We start from the raw sequence: 14,965 nt of genomic DNA, 5'->3' as shown, positions 1-14,965 counted from the left end.
TCACGAGACGGTGAGCGAGAAGATGACCACCACCGGCGAGACCGCCGCGCACGACACGGTCGAGGCCGCGATCCGCAGCCAGCTTGCCAAGGCCTTCGGCGGAGTGCGGGGCGTCATCGAGGCAGCCGTGCCCACCATCGCCTTCACCGGCATGTGGATCGCCACCTCGGACCTGAAGCAGTCCCTGATCGTCAGCATCTCGGCCGCGGTGCTGCTGCTCGCCGTGCGGCTGCTGCAGCGCTCGACGCCGCAGTTCGTGATCAACAGCCTGATCGGCATCGGCATCGGCGCGTTCTTCGCCTCCCGTACCGGCCAGGCGGAGGACGTCTTCCTGCCGGGCATCCTCTACAACGCCGGTTACTCCGTGGTGATGCTGCTGTCGATCGTCACCCGATGGCCGGTGGTGGGCTTCCTCATCGGATCCGTCACCGGTGACCCGACCGCGTGGCGCGCGGATCCGGCCGTGGTGAGGCTGTGCACCAGGCTCACCTGGCTGCTGATGATCCCGTGCGTGGTCCGGGTGGCGGTGCAGCTCCCCGTCTACCTGATCGGCCGGGACGACGCGGTCGCCGAACTGGGCATCCTCAAGATCGCGATGGGCTGGCCGCTCCAGATCGCGGCACTCGCCGCCATGGTGTGGGTCCTGGCCCGTGGCAGAACCCCGGTGCAGCCCGCGACCTCCTGACCGGCGGGCCCGTCCTGAGTTCCGCGGTCCTTCGCGGGAGAACCTCGGTGTGGCCCGCGACCTCCTGATCAGCGGGCCCGGCTACGGGTTTCGCGGTCCTTCGCGGTAGAGCTCCGGTGTGGCCCGCGGTCTCCTGATCGGCTGGCCGGGTCCCCGCCCCGGGTCTCACGGCCCTCCGCGCCTTCGCGGAGGGCTTTCCCGTACCCCCCGGAGGCCGGTCCTCTCGGGCCAGCCCGCCGGGTGCGGTGCTGGAGGACCGGCTCAGCGGGGCGTGCGGTGCGGGGACAGGAGCTCGGCCAGCTCCTCCTCGACCTCCTGACTGGCCACGAACATCAGCTCGTCACCGGCCTCCAGCGGGTCGTCGGCGGTGGGTACCAGCACCCGGCCCTCGCGCAGGATCGCGACCAGGGCGGTGTCGGTGGGCCACGGCACCGAGCCGGCGCGCTGGCCGACGACCGGCGCGTCCTCGGGCAGGGTGAGCTCGACCAGGTTCGCCTGGCCCTGGCGGAAGGTCATCAGCCGCACCAGGTCGCCGACGCTGACCGCCTCCTCGACCAGCGCGCTCAGCAGGCGCGGGGTCGAGACGGCCACGTCGACGCCCCACGACTCGTTGAACAGCCACTCGTTCTTGGGGTGGTTGATCCTGGCGACCACGCGCGGCACGCCGTACTCCGTCTTGGCGAGCAGCGACACCACGAGGTTGACCTTGTCGTCGCCGCTGGCGGCGACGACCACGTGGCACTCGGCCAGGCCCGCCTCGTCCAGCGAGGAGATCTCGCAGGCGTCGGCGAGCAGCCACTCCGCCCGCGGCACAGTATCGATCTTGATGGCCTTGGGGTCGATGTCGACGAGCAGGACCTCGTGGCCGTTCTCCAGGAGCTCGGCGGCGATCGACCGGCCGACCGCTCCCGCGCCCGCGATGGTGACGCGCATCAGTGCTCCTCCTCCGGCGCCCCGGACAGCACCTTGTTGATGCGGTCCATGTCGGCCTCGACCGCCATGACGTGCAGCACGTCGCCCTCCTGCACCACCGAGTCGTTCCTGGGCAGCAGGGTGTCGCCGATCCGGTTGATGAACGCCAGGCGGGTGCCCGCCGCGGCCTCCAGATCCCTCGTCGGGGTGCCGATCCAGCCGGGGTGGTAGGCCACCTCGGCCAGCACCACGCACCCGCTGGGGTCGCGCCAGAGCGGCTCGGCGCCCTCGGGCAGGACGCGGCGCAGGATCTGGTCGGCGGTCCAGCGGACCGTGGCCACGGTGGGGATGCCCAGCCGCTGGTAGACCTCGGCGCGCCGGGAGTCGTAGATCCTGGCCACGACGTTGTCCACGCCGAACGTCTCGCGGGCGACCCTGGCGGAGATGATGTTCGAGTTGTCGCCGCTGCTCACCGCCACGTAGGCGCCCGCCGCCTCGATGCCGGCCTCCTCCAGGACGTCCCGGTCGAAGCCGATCCCGGTCACCCTGCGACCCCGGAAACCCGCCCGCAGACGGCGAAACGCCTGCGGGTCACGGTCGATGATCGCGACCGAGTGGCCGCTGTCCTCAAGGATGTGCGCCAGGGTCGAACCAACCCGGCCACACCCCATGATCACGATATGCATGCTCCCCCGCCGGTCGCTGTGAGGCGGATCTTGTTCCCGATGTATTCAGCCAGTATGGACCGCCCCAGGAGTGCCGCGTGAGTGGGGCCGAGTAATAACGACTAGCATCTGCAGACGTGTCGAAGGTGACGGACCTTGTCAAACGCCTGTTCATCGGGCGGGCGCTGCGCAGCACACAGCTGCACGAGCAGCTGCTCCCCAAGCGCATCGCGCTGCCCGTTTTCGCGAGTGACGCCCTTTCCTCCGTGGCCTACGCCCCGCAGGAGATCCTGGTCATCCTCTCGCTCGCGGGAGTCTCCTTCTACCACTTCAGCCCCTGGGTCGCCCTCGCCGTCGTCGGGGTGATGCTCACCGTCGTGGCGTCGTACCGGCAGAACGTGCACGCCTACCCCAGCGGGGGCGGCGACTACGAGGTCGCCACCGTCAACCTCGGCCCGAACGCCGGTCTGACCGTCGCCAGCGCCCTGATGGTCGACTACGTGCTGACCGTCGCGGTGTCGGTCGCCAACGGCGTCGACTACGTGGGCGCCACCATCCCGTACGTCGCCCAGCACAAGCCGCTGGTCGCGATCGTGATCGTCGTGCTGCTCACCCTGGTGAACCTGCGCGGCATCCGCGAGTCGGGCGCGGCCTTCGCGATCCCCACCTACGCCTTCATGTTCGCCGTCCTCGGCCTGGTCGCGTGGGGCGGCTTCCGCGTCCTCGTCCTCGGTGACGAGCTGCACGCCCCCACCTCCGGGTACCAGATCGTCGCCGAGCAGTCCAATCTGACCTCCTTCGCGGCGGCCTTCCTGATCCTGCGCGCGTTCTCCTCCGGCTGCGCCGCGCTCACCGGCGTCGAGGCGATCAGCAACGGCGTGCCCGCCTTCCGCAAGCCCAAGAGCAGGAACGCCGCGAACACCCTGCTGATGATGGGCCTGGTCTCGGTGACCATGTTCGTCGGCATCATCACCCTGGGGCTGGCCTCGGGCGTCAAGGTCGCCGACCCCGCCGTCGCCTACCGCGACGTCCTGATCGACGGCAGGCCCGCCGGGCCCGGCTACTACCAGCAGCCGATCATCGCCCAGGTGGCCGACGCGGTCTTCGGCAACGGCTCGCTGCCCTTCTTCGTCATCGCCGCCGTCACCGCGCTCATCCTGTTCCTGGCCGCCAACACCGCCTTCAACGGCTTCCCGGTGCTCGGCTCGATCCTGGCCCAGGACCGCTACCTGCCCCGCCAGCTGCACACCCGGGGCGACCGGCTCGCCTTCTCCAACGGCATCGTGATCCTCGCCGCCGGGGCCTGCCTGCTGCTGTGGGGCTTCGACGCCGACGTCAGCCGCCTGCTCAACCTCTACATCGTGGGCGTCTTCGTGTCGTTCACGCTGAGCCAGATCGGCATGGTCAGGCACTGGACCCGGCACCTGAGGACCGAGAGCGACCCGAAGGTCCGGCACCAGATGTTCCGTTCGCGGACGATCAACTTCTTCGGCGGCGTCATGACCGGCGTGGTGCTGGTGGTGGTGCTGTTCACCAAGTTCACCCACGGGGCGTGGATCGTCTGCGTGGCGATGCCGGTGCTGTTCCTGATGATGAAGGGCATCCACCGCCACTACGAGAACGTGGCCGCCGAGCTCGCCGTCGCCGACGACACCCAGGTGGACGAGACGATGCTGCCCGCGCGCAACCACGCTGTCGTCCTGGTCTCCAAGATCCACAAGCCGACCCTGCGCGCCCTCGCCTACGCCCGCGCCACCCGGCCCTCCACGCTGGAGGCGGTCACCGTGGGCGTGGAGGGCCCGGAGGCCAGGGCGCTGCAGGAGGAGTGGGAGCGGCGCGGTATCCCGGTGCCGCTGAAGATGCTCGACTCGCCCTACCGCGAGATCACCCGGCCGGTCCTGGAGTACGTCAAGTCGCTGCGCCGCCGTTCCCCCCGGGACGTGGTGAGCGTCTACATTCCCGAATACGTCGTCGGCCACTGGTGGGAGCACATCCTGCACAACCAGAGCGCGCTGCGCCTGAAGGGCCGCCTGCTGTTCCAGCCAGGCGTGATGGTCATCAGCGTGCCCTGGCAGCTGCACTCCTCCGACCGGCTCAAGGGCCGCCCCGAGCCCTTCGCGCCGGGCGCCGTACGCCGTCCGCGCCAGGAGGCGGCACGGAACGAGGACGTCAAGGCATAACCTTTCGTGTGCGCTCCTGACGCGAGGAGGCTCGACCGACGACGAATTTCTCTTGGGGGCGACGGCCATGGCGATCGAACTGACGGTGGGACCGGTGGCGCACGGTGGCTGGTGTGTCGCCCGCCATGACGGCCGGGTCGTCTTCGTACGGCACGCGCTGCCCGGTGAGCGCGTCGTCGCCGAGGTCACCGAGGAGACCTCCCGGTTCCTGCGGGCCGACGCGGTCGAGATCCTGGAGCCCTCCGCGGACCGGGTGACCCCGCCGTGCCCGTTCGCGGGCCCCGGCCGCTGCGGCGGCTGCGACTGGCAGCACGCCTCCCTCGACGCCCAGCGCCGCCTGAAGGCCGACGTGGTGGCCGAGCAGCTCAAGCGCCTGGCCTCGATCGACTGGAAGGGCACCGTCGAGGAGGTCCCCGGAGCCCCGGACGGGCTCGGCTGGCGCACCCGCGTCCAGTTCGCCGTCGACCGCGAGGGCGGCCTGGGCCTGCGCCGCCACCGCTCCCACGACGTCGAGCCGGTGGACGCCTGCCTGATCGCCCACCCCGAGGTGGAGAACGTCGGCGCCGAGGTGATGAACTGGCGCAACGCCTCCTCGGTGGAGGTCATCGCCTCAACCACCGGTGACCAGGCGGTCGTGGTCGCCCCCAAGCCCCGGCGCACGGTAGCCGTCCCCGACCTCGACACGAGCGTGGCCGTCTTCGTCGACGAGGGCAAGGGCCGCAGCCGTGTCGTCCACGGCCGCAACCATCTCGTCGAGCGCGTCGCCGACCGCGACTTCCAGGTCACCGGCAGCGGCTTCTGGCAGGTGCACCCCGGCGCCGCCGCGACCCTGCTGGACGCCGTCCTGGAGTTCGCCGCCCCGCAGCCGGGCGAGTGGGCCCTCGACCTCTACTGCGGTGTCGGCCTGTTCGCCGCCGGGCTGGCCGAGGCGGTCGGCCCCGAGGGGGCCGTGTTCGGCGTCGAGTCCGAGTCCGTGGCGGTCCGTGACGCGGAGCGCAACCTTCGTGACCTGCCCCAGGCCCGTTTCGCCAGGGGACGCGTGGAGAACGCCCTCGACCGCTTCGGCATCGAGCGCGCGGACCTGGTCGTCGTCGACCCGCCCAGGGCGGGCCTGGGCCGCGACGTCGTCGACCAGGTGGCCACCCTCCAGGCGACCCGGATCGTGTACGTCTCCTGCGACCCGGCCACCCTCGCCCGGGACCTGGCCTGGTTCGCCGAGCGGGGCTACCGCCTCGCCGACCTGCGGGCTTTCGACGCCTTCCCGATGACCCACCACGTGGAGTGCGTGGCGCACCTGGTCAGTGAATCGATATAGCGCCTGACCTGGTGTTATGCAACAGGTCATGTTTCAGCGTGCGTCAGCGTTTTCCATGATCGTGCGCAGGAAATGCGCACGATCATGGAAGCGTGAGCCCATCACAGCGAGTAGACCGGTGACCCGACCGATACGTACCAGGGGGTAGGCCGGAAACCGCCAAACACGTAGGGTCCCGGTACGGCCGCGTAGGGGAGTCACTCTCGCCGCGCGGCCGAGCAAAGGCCCCCGCTCCACCGCGGGAGCCTTTCGCTATTCCAGCCGAATCTCCGCCGCGTCCCCAGGGAGCACCTCAACGCCCCCGTCGGCCCGCTCGATCACCAGGACCCAGACACCCTCGGCGAGGTCCAGTTCGGCCCCGGCGCCCGTGGGAGGCCGCGTAAAGATGCGCATCCCCGGCTCCGCCCCCACCACGGTCACCTCCGCCGCCCGCACGAACGTTCCCCGGCCAGCGACCGTGCGCACCAGGCCGAGCTCGGCGAGGTGGCCAATCGCACGGCGCACCGTATCGCGGGCGACGCCGTACTCCTGCTGGAGGTGCTTCTCGGACGGCAGGGGGCGCCGGGGTCGAAGGCGGCCGCTCTGGATATCGGCTCGGATGGAGTCGGCGACCTGGCGGTAGACGGGCGTCTCCGAGTGGTGATCTATCTCGCGCACGGCAGCACCGTATGGTGATCATCGTCCGGCCCTACGCCTGCATACCGACGCACGGCGGGCTATAGACAGATGTATGGACAGGTACTTAGTCCGTCCCGGTTCGCTACCTGATGGGACAACCGGCCCGCACCCCATCGCGTCTACTCTCCGCTCCCAATCCCTCACCAGGAGTCACTGTGCGGAGGGTCGTACCTATCGCCCTACTCGCTGCCCTCGTGTCCGGATGCGCTTCGAAAGTTGCCGCGCCCCAGTCTGTCCTCACCACTCCATCGAGGGAGACCAGCTCGACCACCGCCCCCACACCGTCGCCCAGCGAAACGGTCCTGACTCCTCAGGAGGTGGCGTACCTCAAGGCCCTCGGCAACGAGCCCGACGCCAGCGGGGCGATCACCTTCGACTCTTCGGTCATTGAGGAAGGTCGCGATATCTGCGGTCAGACCGAGGGGGATGCCGAGGGCGACTGGAGCGAGGGCGGCTTCAGCGGTCCGCCGACCCTTGACGCGATCATCGAGAACGAGTGGGACGATGCCGACTATCGGGCGGCGATCAAGCACCTGTGCCCGAAATACCTGCCGGTGCTGCGCAGGGCCCAGGGTGGGTTTCCCGATGGCGTCTACGAGGTCGGCAAGGAAATCAAGGCCGGAACCTACCGGACGACGCCCGGCCGGGTCACCGACTGCTACTGGGAACGCTCGACAGGCGCGGGGGACACGATCGCGAACGACTTCGTGAGCAACGCGCCGCGAGGCATCACGGTGACGCTCAGGCGAGGCGAGGGCTTCAAGAGCGAGGGGTGCGGCAACTGGATGCGCGCCAGCGTACGGGGAGGGTCCCTGGGGTGGGGGCGAATCGGCTCGGTCGCCGGTGCTCGACCGCACGTTCCCTTACCTGATCAACACCTCAGCAACAACCTGGAACCTTGCAGGTTGTCAAAATCATAAATAAATAGTGATCATTACTTAGGTTCCATGTGACAACAGTTCATTTCGGCAGGGACAAGCGTTGGGCTTGGCCCAGATCAGTGGAGGAACAATGAGAACGAAGATGCGGGCGGCAGTTGCTTTGGCCGCTGCGGCAGTCAGCTGTGCTGGCGCGCTCACATTGAGCCCAACTGCTCAGGCCTCAGAACCAGATCCTGTGACCGTCATGGGCGGATGCGGTTCGTTGACCCCCTGCGGGGAGGCCACGAATCTCACGCCCTGGGGGATGTACATCACCACCACCCTCGGGACGGGAAAGTCGGGCTACTGCGACGTGTGGAACAAGGATGGCGGCTCCACCGCTTCGTGGTGGCACGCGCCGTGTGACCAGCGGTACCTAGCACCGGGCGCCCACTACGGGGGCGGGAACATCGACGTTGACGCTTTCACGTTCAACGACCGGGGCTACTACATGACCTTCACCTCCCGGGTCTGGCACGCGGCGGGGGTCTGGACCAAGATTACGAACCTGCAGGAGGCAAGGTGCGACGACCGGAACGGCGTTCCGGAGTGCTGGATCAGCTGAATAGTCCCGAAGGTGCAATAGGGCCGGCCCCTAAGAACTCCTAACAGAGTTGCAGGTTGGTCATTCGTCGGAAGCAGATGATGGCGCATTCCAGGCGGAGGAACGCTTCGTGGATGTCGTCGCGGATTTCCCAGCGGATGCGTAGTCGCCGGAACCAGTGCAGTAGGGCGAAGGTTTGCTCGACGACCCAGCGGTATTTGCCCAGTCCGTCAAAGCCAAGGGGCATCTGTAACTGCTTTCGAACATGAGGTGCCGCACTCGGTGCGGCACCTCATGTTCGGTCAGCCTCGGGCCGCTTTCCACAGAGCCGTCTTGGCCGGCGTGCCGGTCGCGCACCGCCGCCCACCACGGGTGCCGGTTCATCGTCTCCAGCGCGGTCAACCGGGCCTCGCGCACATCGGCCCCTCCCAGTGACTTACAAGTGGGTTTGCAGAGGCTCTTGATTTGATCCTGCAGCACACAGCGATGGAAGGGGATTCAATGAGAACTCTCGTCAGGCGTACGGTGGCCCTCGCCGCCACCACCACTGCGGCGCTGATGATCGTCGGTTTTGCGACTGCGGGCACCGCCCAGGCCCAGCCGCGCGACCTCAAGTGGTACCCGTGCGTCATCGACGGCAAGCCGATGATGTGCTCCGACGGTCCTTTCTAGCACCCACCGGGACGTCCGCCGAAGTTGCAGGGCGAGCGTCCGGCCATGTTCAGAAGCCGAATCACCCCTGACGAAGCTGCCGCCTCTGCAAGGGCAGCGGAACCCGGTGAACGCGGAAACGCCCCCGCCCTCCAATACGGAGGGCGGGGGCATTCGTACGTTCGGACTCTCGGATCGGGCAAGCTCGGTGACGGCCGCCTCCCGGTCAGCCCGCTCTTGGCCCAGTGCGCTGAGGGCTTCGTTGAGGCGCGTTTCGACGTCGGCGATGTAAGCGCGAAGCGTCTCAATGCGTTCATCGACAGGGGCATCAGGTGTCCAGGCGTAACCGGACTTTTTGACCGTCATGCTTCCAGCGGCGCTACTTTCTTCCGCCATCCCTATCTGGATGATCTTCGTCGGGGGTTTGCGGAAGCGGTTGACTTGGATGCGAAGCCAGTTTGCGGAGGTTCGGAAGATCAGGCGAGTGCCGTCAGGTGCTGCGACGAGAGCACCGATTAGGGCGATGATGACGCCAACCACCTTGTTGACTTGAGCCAAAATAGCAGCTTCGGTCAAAACGCTTGGAGTATTCATTGATATCCAGGATGGCGATTGTTTGGGTGTGGCGTTGTTAGGTCGGGCCGATTTAAGAGGTGAGTTCGCTGTTCATCTGCCGTTGGAGCTTCTTGGCTGCCGCGTCCATGGCTTTACGGCTTACCTCTTGTTGCTGCTGGAGTTTGTAAGGGAGACTGGGGTCGTCGTCCTCTTCATCTTCTTCGTCGTTCTTACTTAGAACCTCCAGCATCTCGTGGTTATTTAGCAGATTTCCGACGTGCTGAAGCCACTCTGCGTACACGACTTGTGCAGCTTGAGAGCCATAGAGAGCCATCTTGGCGCTGGCGGCAACCTGTTCACCTGGGTCGGGAAGAGGTGGAGCTTTTTCTCCAAGGAACTTAACGACCGAAGTGAGCAGGCCGATAGACGTGGTTGTTCCTTCAACTGTCGTTAAGACGTCGAGATAAGCAGCGGCCTGGCGTGCTTCTCTCGCCTGCCTCAGGCCAGCAGAGGCGTTCTGCAAGGCCACTTGTTCGGCATGCTTGCGCCCTTGGTGGCCAGCCCACCATGTGAATACCACTCCGACGACGCCGGTTGCGCCGGTTGCTACAGGCGATACCCATTCCCATGCCATTGCCTCAGTATGGCCGGTCTTTAATCACTATGTGAGGCTGGCGAGGTCTACGCCCTCGAAGTTGTACGTGATCGCGATGTCGCCGCCGACCAGCTGCTTCACTGGGATGTCCAGGCCGAGGAGTTTCGCCCGGCGCTCCTGGATGCGCAGGAGTCGGTCGATCGCCGCGAGCACGAGGGCGTCGTCCGCCAGGGGCTCACCGCGGCCGTCGTCCACCTCGGCCGCGCCGTCGTCGTTGATGAACGGCTGCCCGAGACGCACGATCTTGCCGTGCGACACCACGTAGTGCCGGGCCTCCAGCACCCCGCGGGCGGCGCGGGCGAGCTCGTCGAGCTGCATCAGCTCCAGCTGGCGAAGTTCCTCGGCGGGTTCGGCGACGGTCTCCTTGAGGGCGCGCTGCACCGCCTCGTACGCGGAGGACTTGGAGGTGAGGCCGAGCTGGTCGGCGATCTGCTGGTAGGTGAGGTTCTGCGCGCGGAGTCGGCAGGCTTCGGCGTCGCGGGCGGCGACGTCGGGGTCGCGGTCGTAGCGGCCGTTGCCGCCTCTCACCTCGGACACGGCGATCCCTCCTCGGACTCCTGCCTCATGGTGCGGTATCAGAGCACTGATTACTAAGTGGAATCGATAACGACCAGGCGCGGAGGTGGGCGAGGGGTACGGTACCTGGCCAGGCGCGAGCGTTCCGCGCCGATAAATCATCTATGGGGGGATGTGCGTGACGGAGAAGTTCGAGGTTCCGCCTGAGGTTCTGGAGGTCTTCAAGGCGCTTCAGCGCGCGGTAGACGCCACGGTCGCGATGTTGGAGACGCGGTCTGTGGATAGGCATGTGACCCTGTTCGACGAGGGAAGGGCGACGGACAGCTTGTCCGTCCAGATCGTCAGCCCGGATGGAATTGCTTCGGCGGAGGCATCCGGGCAGGCCGTGGTCGCCAACCTGCCGATGCCGACGGTGGCCGAGGTGAGCATGGCCCGTGCGTGGCTGGAAGGGGCCAAGGCTCTGGGGCACTCAGCTGAAGCGCTCGCAGTGCTCGAAGGGCTGATGCAACTCGCTGAGCGAGTACATGGGCTGGTGGGATAAGACCAGGTCGTAGTGGCTCAGAGTCTCTGCGGAGGGCGCAGCTGGTTGCTCACTGGGATCTCAGGGTGGACGTACCGCCACGGCTCGTCATATCCCTCCTGAGTGCACGTCAGCGCCATCCGCAGGGGCAGAGTATGGACGTCCTGCTGCCACACATTTTCCGGGATCCGCTGTTCAGCGGAGGACTCGTCTCCCTGAGCAGCAGCTTGTGCGGGTAACCAACGGTCAGTGTGAACGGCTCGACTGTCCGGCCGCCTGAGGTCTGCCCTTTAAGTCCGCTCTTGAACTCGTACGGGCCTCGGACGTGGACGGCCAGCTCTTCCCGGGTCGCTCCTGGGGCAACTGGGTTCGCCCAGGGTTCACCGTCTTGGATCTCCAGGCGCTCGACTTTCGCTGCTTCCACTCCCTGAGGGCCGGTGAGAAGCAGCTCCAGCTCTGAGCCACCTCCCATTACGGGAATGCACGTGATGGAGATAACGGGTCGGTCATCGCGGTGACGGCGTTCTCGCTCGATCGCGGTCATGCTCTCTGCTGCCGCAGCCGATCGGCGGGCGGCCATCCACGACGCGGCCGACACGATGGTCCCAGCCACCAGGGCTATGCCCGCAATGACGGCCGACCAGTCTGTGGCATCCATCCGGACACTCTGCCACGGATTGCCCGGCATGTGAGATGTGGTGGTGCAGGCCGGGGTCAGGGGGCGATGTGGCCGAGGTGCCAGTAGCCGCCGCACGCGTAGGGCCGCATGTGCGTGCCGCGGTGCAGGGTGCGGCGGGCGGCCCGTCGGGCCTTGGCCCGGGTCTCGTAGCGGACCCGGCCGCAGTCCGGGCACCGGCCGAGGTTGAGGCGGGCGCTCGGATCGCTCACGGGGCAGCCGCCGGGGTGAACGTGCCGTAGGTCAGGCACTGGAACCCCGGCGGCGCCTGGTCCCGGCAGACCTGGCACTCAGCGGCGGACCTGAGGAAGTCGGCGGGTGTGAGGCCGAGGACGTGGGCGATCGCGGTGAGGTCGTCGACGTCCACCCGCCGCTCGGCGTGCTCGATGCGGCGCAGGCCCGGGACGGGGATGGGTCGGCCGAGCGCGGCCAGGCGGCCGGAGAGCTCGGCGTAGGTGAGGCGCTGGGCTTCCCGGTGCTGCTTGATGTTGGTGGCGACCCACCACGTGGAGTGCGTGGCGCACCTGGTCAGTGAATCGATATAGCGCCTGACCTGGTGTTATGCAACCCATCATGTTTCAGCGTGCGTCAGCGTTTTCCAAGATCTTCGCGCAGGAAATGCGCACGATCACGGAAACGCCCTGCGAGCGGTCCGGTCGCGGGGCGAAGGTCACCGGAATCGGGCAGCCCCGGGCGCACCAGCGCCCCGCCTTCCTCGGGCCGGTGGGGCGTCGTCATCAGGACCCGTGAAAACACTCGCGAGGAGACGCGCCACGGAACCGCAATATGGAGAACCGGTAACTCCTCGCCCTCGGCGATCCATGCTCACCTTGAGGTGCTCTCCCCACCAGACGGATTCGTGAGGAGCAACCCCCAGTGAAGATCCGCAGACTCCACGCCGCTGTCGTCCTCGCGGCAGCGGTGAGCGTCGGCGCCCTGGCCGGCGCCGCACCCGCTTCCGCCGTCAATCACACCAGCGCGTCCGAGCGCTGGGAGATTGTCTTCGGCCCCTATCCCACCTTGGAGGAGTGCCTGGCGGAGCGGGAGATCATGCTCGCGTACGGTGACCCGACCGGCCCCTGCCTGGGCTCCCCTTCGTTCGGTTACCGCTTCAAGGTCTACATCACCTGAGAGACCTCGACGAGAGGGCCGTTGGTAGGGCCAGATGTCGAATGCCCCGCCGTTCCCGTACGCCGTGGTGGAAACCTGAGGCGGCCCCGCCACCCGAAGGTGGCGGGGCGGCACTGGCGTGAGCCCGGCAACACCGAATCCTTCGCCACCACCCTGCGCCGCGCCCTGTTCCGCGTCTTTCCCGGCGCGCCGTCCGAAGGCCCGCGGGATCGGTGACCGGCAGCCGAGATATCGCTCAGCGGGTGAGGCCGACGCTGTGACAGCGGTCTCCACCGGAGAGCCGTCGGTGGTCCGATGGCGGTCCGACGGTGGGGCGGCGGTCCCACCGGTGACCCGGCGGTGTGATCGGTGGTCCTACCGGTGACCCGGCGCGCTCGCGTCGTGGACCAGCAGGGCGATCTGGACCCGGTTGTTGAGATCCAGCCGGGTCAGGATCCGTGACACGTGCGTCTTCACCGTCGGCAGCGCCAGATGCAGCTCCCGCGCGATCTCCGCGTTGGAGCGGCCGCGCCCGACCGCCAGGGCCACCTCCCGCTCCCGCTCGGCCAGCAGCGCCAGCCGGGCCCGCGCGGCAGCGGCCCGGTCGTCTAGCCCGGAGCCGTCGGCCACCTGCTCGATGAGCCGCCGGGTGACGGCGGGGGAGAGCACCGGATCTCCGGCGGCCACCGTCCGGATCGCCGTGACGATGTCCTGCGGCGGGGTGTCCTTGAGGAGGAACCCGGCCGCGCCGGCGCGCAGTGCCCGCAGCACGTGCGCGTCGGTGTGGAAGGTGGTCAGGACCAGCACCTCCGGGGTGCCGGGCCGGGCCCGGAGCCCCTCGGTGGCGGCCAGCCCGTCGACGCCCGGCATCCGGATGTCCATCAGCACCAGGTCAGGTTCGTACGCGGTGACCAGCGCGGGCACCTCGGCCCCGTCGGCGGCCTCCGCGACGATCTCGATGTCCGGGGCGCCGCCCAGCATCAGGCGCAGCCCGGCCCGCACGATCGCGTCGTCGTCGACCAGCAGGACGCGGATCACCTCGTTCCCCCCTCCTGGCCGCCGGACCTGGGACGTACGGTGGGCGCGAGGTCCGTCGTGGGCCAGGGGAGCCAGGCGCGCACCCGGAACCCGCCGTCGACGGGGCCGGCCGTCAGCTCACCGCCCGCCAGCCGGGCCCGTTCGGCCAGCCCGATCAGTCCCTGCCCGCCGCCCGTACTCCCATCCGTACTCCCACCCGCGCTCCCGCCCGCGCCGGAGACCGGAACGGGTCCCGGCGGCTGCGCGTTGCGGACCTCCACCGCCAGCCTGCCGGCCGGGTCGCCGCTCACCTCCACCGCGACCGCCGCGCCGGGCGCGTGCTTACGCGCGTTGGTCAGCGCCTCCTGCACGATCCGGTACGCCGTACGTCCCACCAGGGGCGGTGGCACCGGCCCGTCCGGCGGCCCGGTCAGCTCGATCCGGCCGCCCGTCGCCCGCGCCTCCGCCACCAGCCGGGCCAGGTCCGTCAGTTCCGGCTGCGGTCGCTCGCCCTCCTCCGATTCGGCCCGCAGTACCCCGATCACCTCGCGCAGGTCGCGCAGGGCCAGGTGGGCGCTCTCCCGGATCACCCCGGCGGCCCGCGCGATCTCCGGCCGGGGCGCGTCCGGGTTGAACTCCAGCGCCCCAGCGTGCACGCTCAGCATCGACAGCCGGTGGCCGAGGACGTCGTGCATCTCACGGGCGATCTCCTCCCGCGTCTCCCGCCGGGCCCACTCGGCCCGCAACTCCGCGTCCGCCTCGGCCAGTTCCGCACGCTCCCGCAGCGAGGCGATCAGTTGCTGCCGGGAGCGCCGGAACAGGCCCCACCCGATGGCCCCGGCGATCAGCGCGAAGTACGTCAGCGCCGATCCCACCCGTTCCTCGGGCAGCTCCGCCACCCGCCACAGGAAGACGGGCAGCGGGGTGAAGGCCAGCGCCACCACCCACGCCGTGACCCGCCACGGCCGGGTCGCGGCCACCGTGAACACCGCCACCATCGCCGGGCCGGTCAGGTAGTGCGTGAGGGTGCCCGCCAGCAGCAGCGCCACCGCCAGTGGCACCGGCCAGCGCCGCCGCAGGAGTACCGCCGCGCACCCCAGCCCGCCGACCACCTGGTCGACGTCCCGCCACACGGGATCGAGGTCCTCGGGAACCGGTATGGTCTGCGAGCTCACGGCGGCGAAGCAGGCGGCGAGGAGGAACAGCGCCACGTCGGCGACCCGGTCGCGGCGGGTGCGGTGGATACGGCGCATAATCCAGAAATTTACGCGGACCCCGCCCGCGACCGGGCATTCGTTCCGCGACCGGATACTTAAGTACGACGTCGAGCCCGCCGACGGCCAACCTCGGTCACCGCCCGGCCATC

Annotated in this window: 18 protein-coding genes and 1 pseudogene; 8 read left to right on the top strand and 11 right to left on the bottom strand. The window is 68.4% G+C overall.

Features of this window, described 5'->3' with window-relative positions; translation table 11 throughout:
• Nucleotides 1–22 precede the first annotated feature (22 nt).
• The gene (locus ABD817_RS13585; RefSeq protein ID WP_344918592.1) at nucleotides 23–685 is read left to right on the top strand and encodes a DUF3159 domain-containing protein; all 663 of its coding nucleotides are present in this window, start codon (nucleotides 23–25) and stop codon (nucleotides 683–685) included.
• A 261-nt stretch (nucleotides 686–946) separates the two neighbouring features.
• On the opposite strand, the gene ABD817_RS13580 is transcribed toward ABD817_RS13585, so the two are convergent.
• Nucleotides 947–1,618 carry a potassium channel family protein gene (locus ABD817_RS13580; RefSeq protein WP_344918226.1) on the bottom strand — a complete coding sequence of 224 codons (672 nt, stop codon included), beginning with the start codon at nucleotides 1,616–1,618 and terminating at the stop codon, nucleotides 947–949.
• A complete protein-coding gene (locus ABD817_RS13575; protein ID WP_344918225.1) occupies nucleotides 1,618–2,283 on the bottom strand; it encodes a potassium channel family protein in 666 nt (221 codons plus the stop codon). The genes ABD817_RS13580 and ABD817_RS13575 overlap by 1 nt, the downstream gene beginning before the upstream one ends.
• 116 nt (nucleotides 2,284–2,399) lie before the next feature.
• Between ABD817_RS13575 and ABD817_RS13570 the strand changes: the two genes are divergently transcribed.
• Nucleotides 2,400–4,442: an APC family permease gene (locus tag ABD817_RS13570; RefSeq protein WP_344918224.1), complete on the top strand. Its 2,043-nt coding sequence runs from the start codon at nucleotides 2,400–2,402 to the stop codon at nucleotides 4,440–4,442.
• A 67-nt stretch (nucleotides 4,443–4,509) separates the two neighbouring features.
• Entirely contained in the window at nucleotides 4,510–5,757 is a 1,248-nt protein-coding gene (locus tag ABD817_RS13565; protein ID WP_344918223.1) for a class I SAM-dependent RNA methyltransferase, read from the top strand.
• Nucleotides 5,758–6,009: 252 nt separating this feature from the next.
• On the opposite strand, the gene ABD817_RS13560 is transcribed toward ABD817_RS13565, so the two are convergent.
• Nucleotides 6,010–6,414, bottom strand: a complete 405-nt coding sequence (locus tag ABD817_RS13560; protein ID WP_344918222.1) for a GntR family transcriptional regulator — start codon at nucleotides 6,412–6,414, stop codon at nucleotides 6,010–6,012.
• Between the two features lie 338 nt (nucleotides 6,415–6,752).
• On the opposite strand from ABD817_RS13560, the gene ABD817_RS13555 reads away from it, so the two are divergent.
• Complete coding sequence (locus ABD817_RS13555) at nucleotides 6,753–7,355, top strand: Rv1352/Rv1906c domain-containing protein (RefSeq protein ID WP_344918221.1); 603 nt, start codon at nucleotides 6,753–6,755, stop codon at nucleotides 7,353–7,355.
• Nucleotides 7,356–7,620: 265 nt separating this feature from the next.
• Entirely contained in the window at nucleotides 7,621–7,920 is a 300-nt protein-coding gene (locus ABD817_RS13550; RefSeq protein WP_344918220.1) for a hypothetical protein, read from the top strand.
• 40 nt (nucleotides 7,921–7,960) lie between these two features.
• On the opposite strand, the pseudogene ABD817_RS13545 reads toward ABD817_RS13550, so the two are convergent.
• Nucleotides 7,961–8,128 (bottom strand): annotated as a pseudogene (locus tag ABD817_RS13545) (hypothetical protein); the annotation flags it as partial.
• Between the two features lie 272 nt (nucleotides 8,129–8,400).
• On the opposite strand from ABD817_RS13545, the gene ABD817_RS13540 reads away from it, so the two are divergent.
• Nucleotides 8,401–8,571 (top strand): hypothetical protein, encoded by a 171-nt coding sequence (locus ABD817_RS13540; protein ID WP_344918219.1) that lies wholly within the window; start codon nucleotides 8,401–8,403, stop codon nucleotides 8,569–8,571.
• A gap of 625 nt (nucleotides 8,572–9,196) precedes the next feature.
• On the opposite strand, the gene ABD817_RS13535 is transcribed toward ABD817_RS13540, so the two are convergent.
• Together ABD817_RS13535 and ABD817_RS13530 are read right to left on the bottom strand one after the other, a co-directional pair.
• Nucleotides 9,197–9,739 carry a hypothetical protein gene (locus tag ABD817_RS13535; protein ID WP_344918218.1) on the bottom strand — a complete coding sequence of 181 codons (543 nt, stop codon included), beginning with the start codon at nucleotides 9,737–9,739 and terminating at the stop codon, nucleotides 9,197–9,199.
• 27 nt (nucleotides 9,740–9,766) lie between these two features.
• The gene (locus ABD817_RS13530) at nucleotides 9,767–10,297 is read right to left on the bottom strand and encodes a hypothetical protein (RefSeq protein ID WP_344918217.1); all 531 of its coding nucleotides are present in this window, start codon (nucleotides 10,295–10,297) and stop codon (nucleotides 9,767–9,769) included.
• Nucleotides 10,298–10,454: 157 nt separating this feature from the next.
• Between ABD817_RS13530 and ABD817_RS13525 the strand changes: the two genes are divergently transcribed.
• Nucleotides 10,455–10,817, top strand: coding sequence for a hypothetical protein (locus ABD817_RS13525; protein WP_344918216.1), 363 nt, complete (start codon nucleotides 10,455–10,457; stop codon nucleotides 10,815–10,817).
• A gap of 109 nt (nucleotides 10,818–10,926) precedes the next feature.
• On the opposite strand, the gene ABD817_RS13520 is transcribed toward ABD817_RS13525, so the two are convergent.
• Genes ABD817_RS13520 through ABD817_RS13510 form a run of 3 tightly spaced genes read right to left on the bottom strand, consistent with a single transcriptional unit; the run spans nucleotide 10,927 to nucleotide 11,959 of the window.
• Complete coding sequence (locus tag ABD817_RS13520) at nucleotides 10,927–11,454, bottom strand: hypothetical protein (RefSeq protein ID WP_344918215.1); 528 nt, start codon at nucleotides 11,452–11,454, stop codon at nucleotides 10,927–10,929.
• A gap of 56 nt (nucleotides 11,455–11,510) precedes the next feature.
• Nucleotides 11,511–11,684 carry a hypothetical protein gene (locus tag ABD817_RS13515; RefSeq protein WP_344918214.1) on the bottom strand — a complete coding sequence of 58 codons (174 nt, stop codon included), beginning with the start codon at nucleotides 11,682–11,684 and terminating at the stop codon, nucleotides 11,511–11,513.
• Nucleotides 11,681–11,959, bottom strand: a complete 279-nt coding sequence (locus tag ABD817_RS13510) for a helix-turn-helix domain-containing protein (protein WP_344918591.1) — start codon at nucleotides 11,957–11,959, stop codon at nucleotides 11,681–11,683. The genes ABD817_RS13515 and ABD817_RS13510 overlap by 4 nt, the downstream gene beginning before the upstream one ends.
• 389 nt (nucleotides 11,960–12,348) lie before the next feature.
• Between ABD817_RS13510 and ABD817_RS13505 the strand changes: the two genes are divergently transcribed.
• Entirely contained in the window at nucleotides 12,349–12,603 is a 255-nt protein-coding gene (locus tag ABD817_RS13505; protein ID WP_344918213.1) for a hypothetical protein, read from the top strand.
• Nucleotides 12,604–12,957: 354 nt separating this feature from the next.
• Here ABD817_RS13505 and ABD817_RS13500 read toward each other — a convergent pair whose 3' ends face one another.
• Nucleotides 12,958–13,620, bottom strand: coding sequence for a response regulator transcription factor (locus ABD817_RS13500; protein ID WP_344918212.1), 663 nt, complete (start codon nucleotides 13,618–13,620; stop codon nucleotides 12,958–12,960).
• Nucleotides 13,617–14,852, bottom strand: a complete 1,236-nt coding sequence (locus ABD817_RS13495; RefSeq protein ID WP_344918211.1) for a sensor histidine kinase — start codon at nucleotides 14,850–14,852, stop codon at nucleotides 13,617–13,619. The genes ABD817_RS13500 and ABD817_RS13495 overlap by 4 nt, the downstream gene beginning before the upstream one ends.
• Nucleotides 14,853–14,965: the final 113 nt, after the last annotated feature.

The organism is Streptosporangium oxazolinicum (assembly GCF_039537505.1).
GTDB classification, from domain to species: Bacteria; Actinomycetota; Actinomycetes; order Streptosporangiales; family Streptosporangiaceae; genus Streptosporangium; species Streptosporangium oxazolinicum.
Note: the sequence above shows the minus strand (reverse complement) of the source record. Positions and strands in the feature narration are given on the sequence as shown.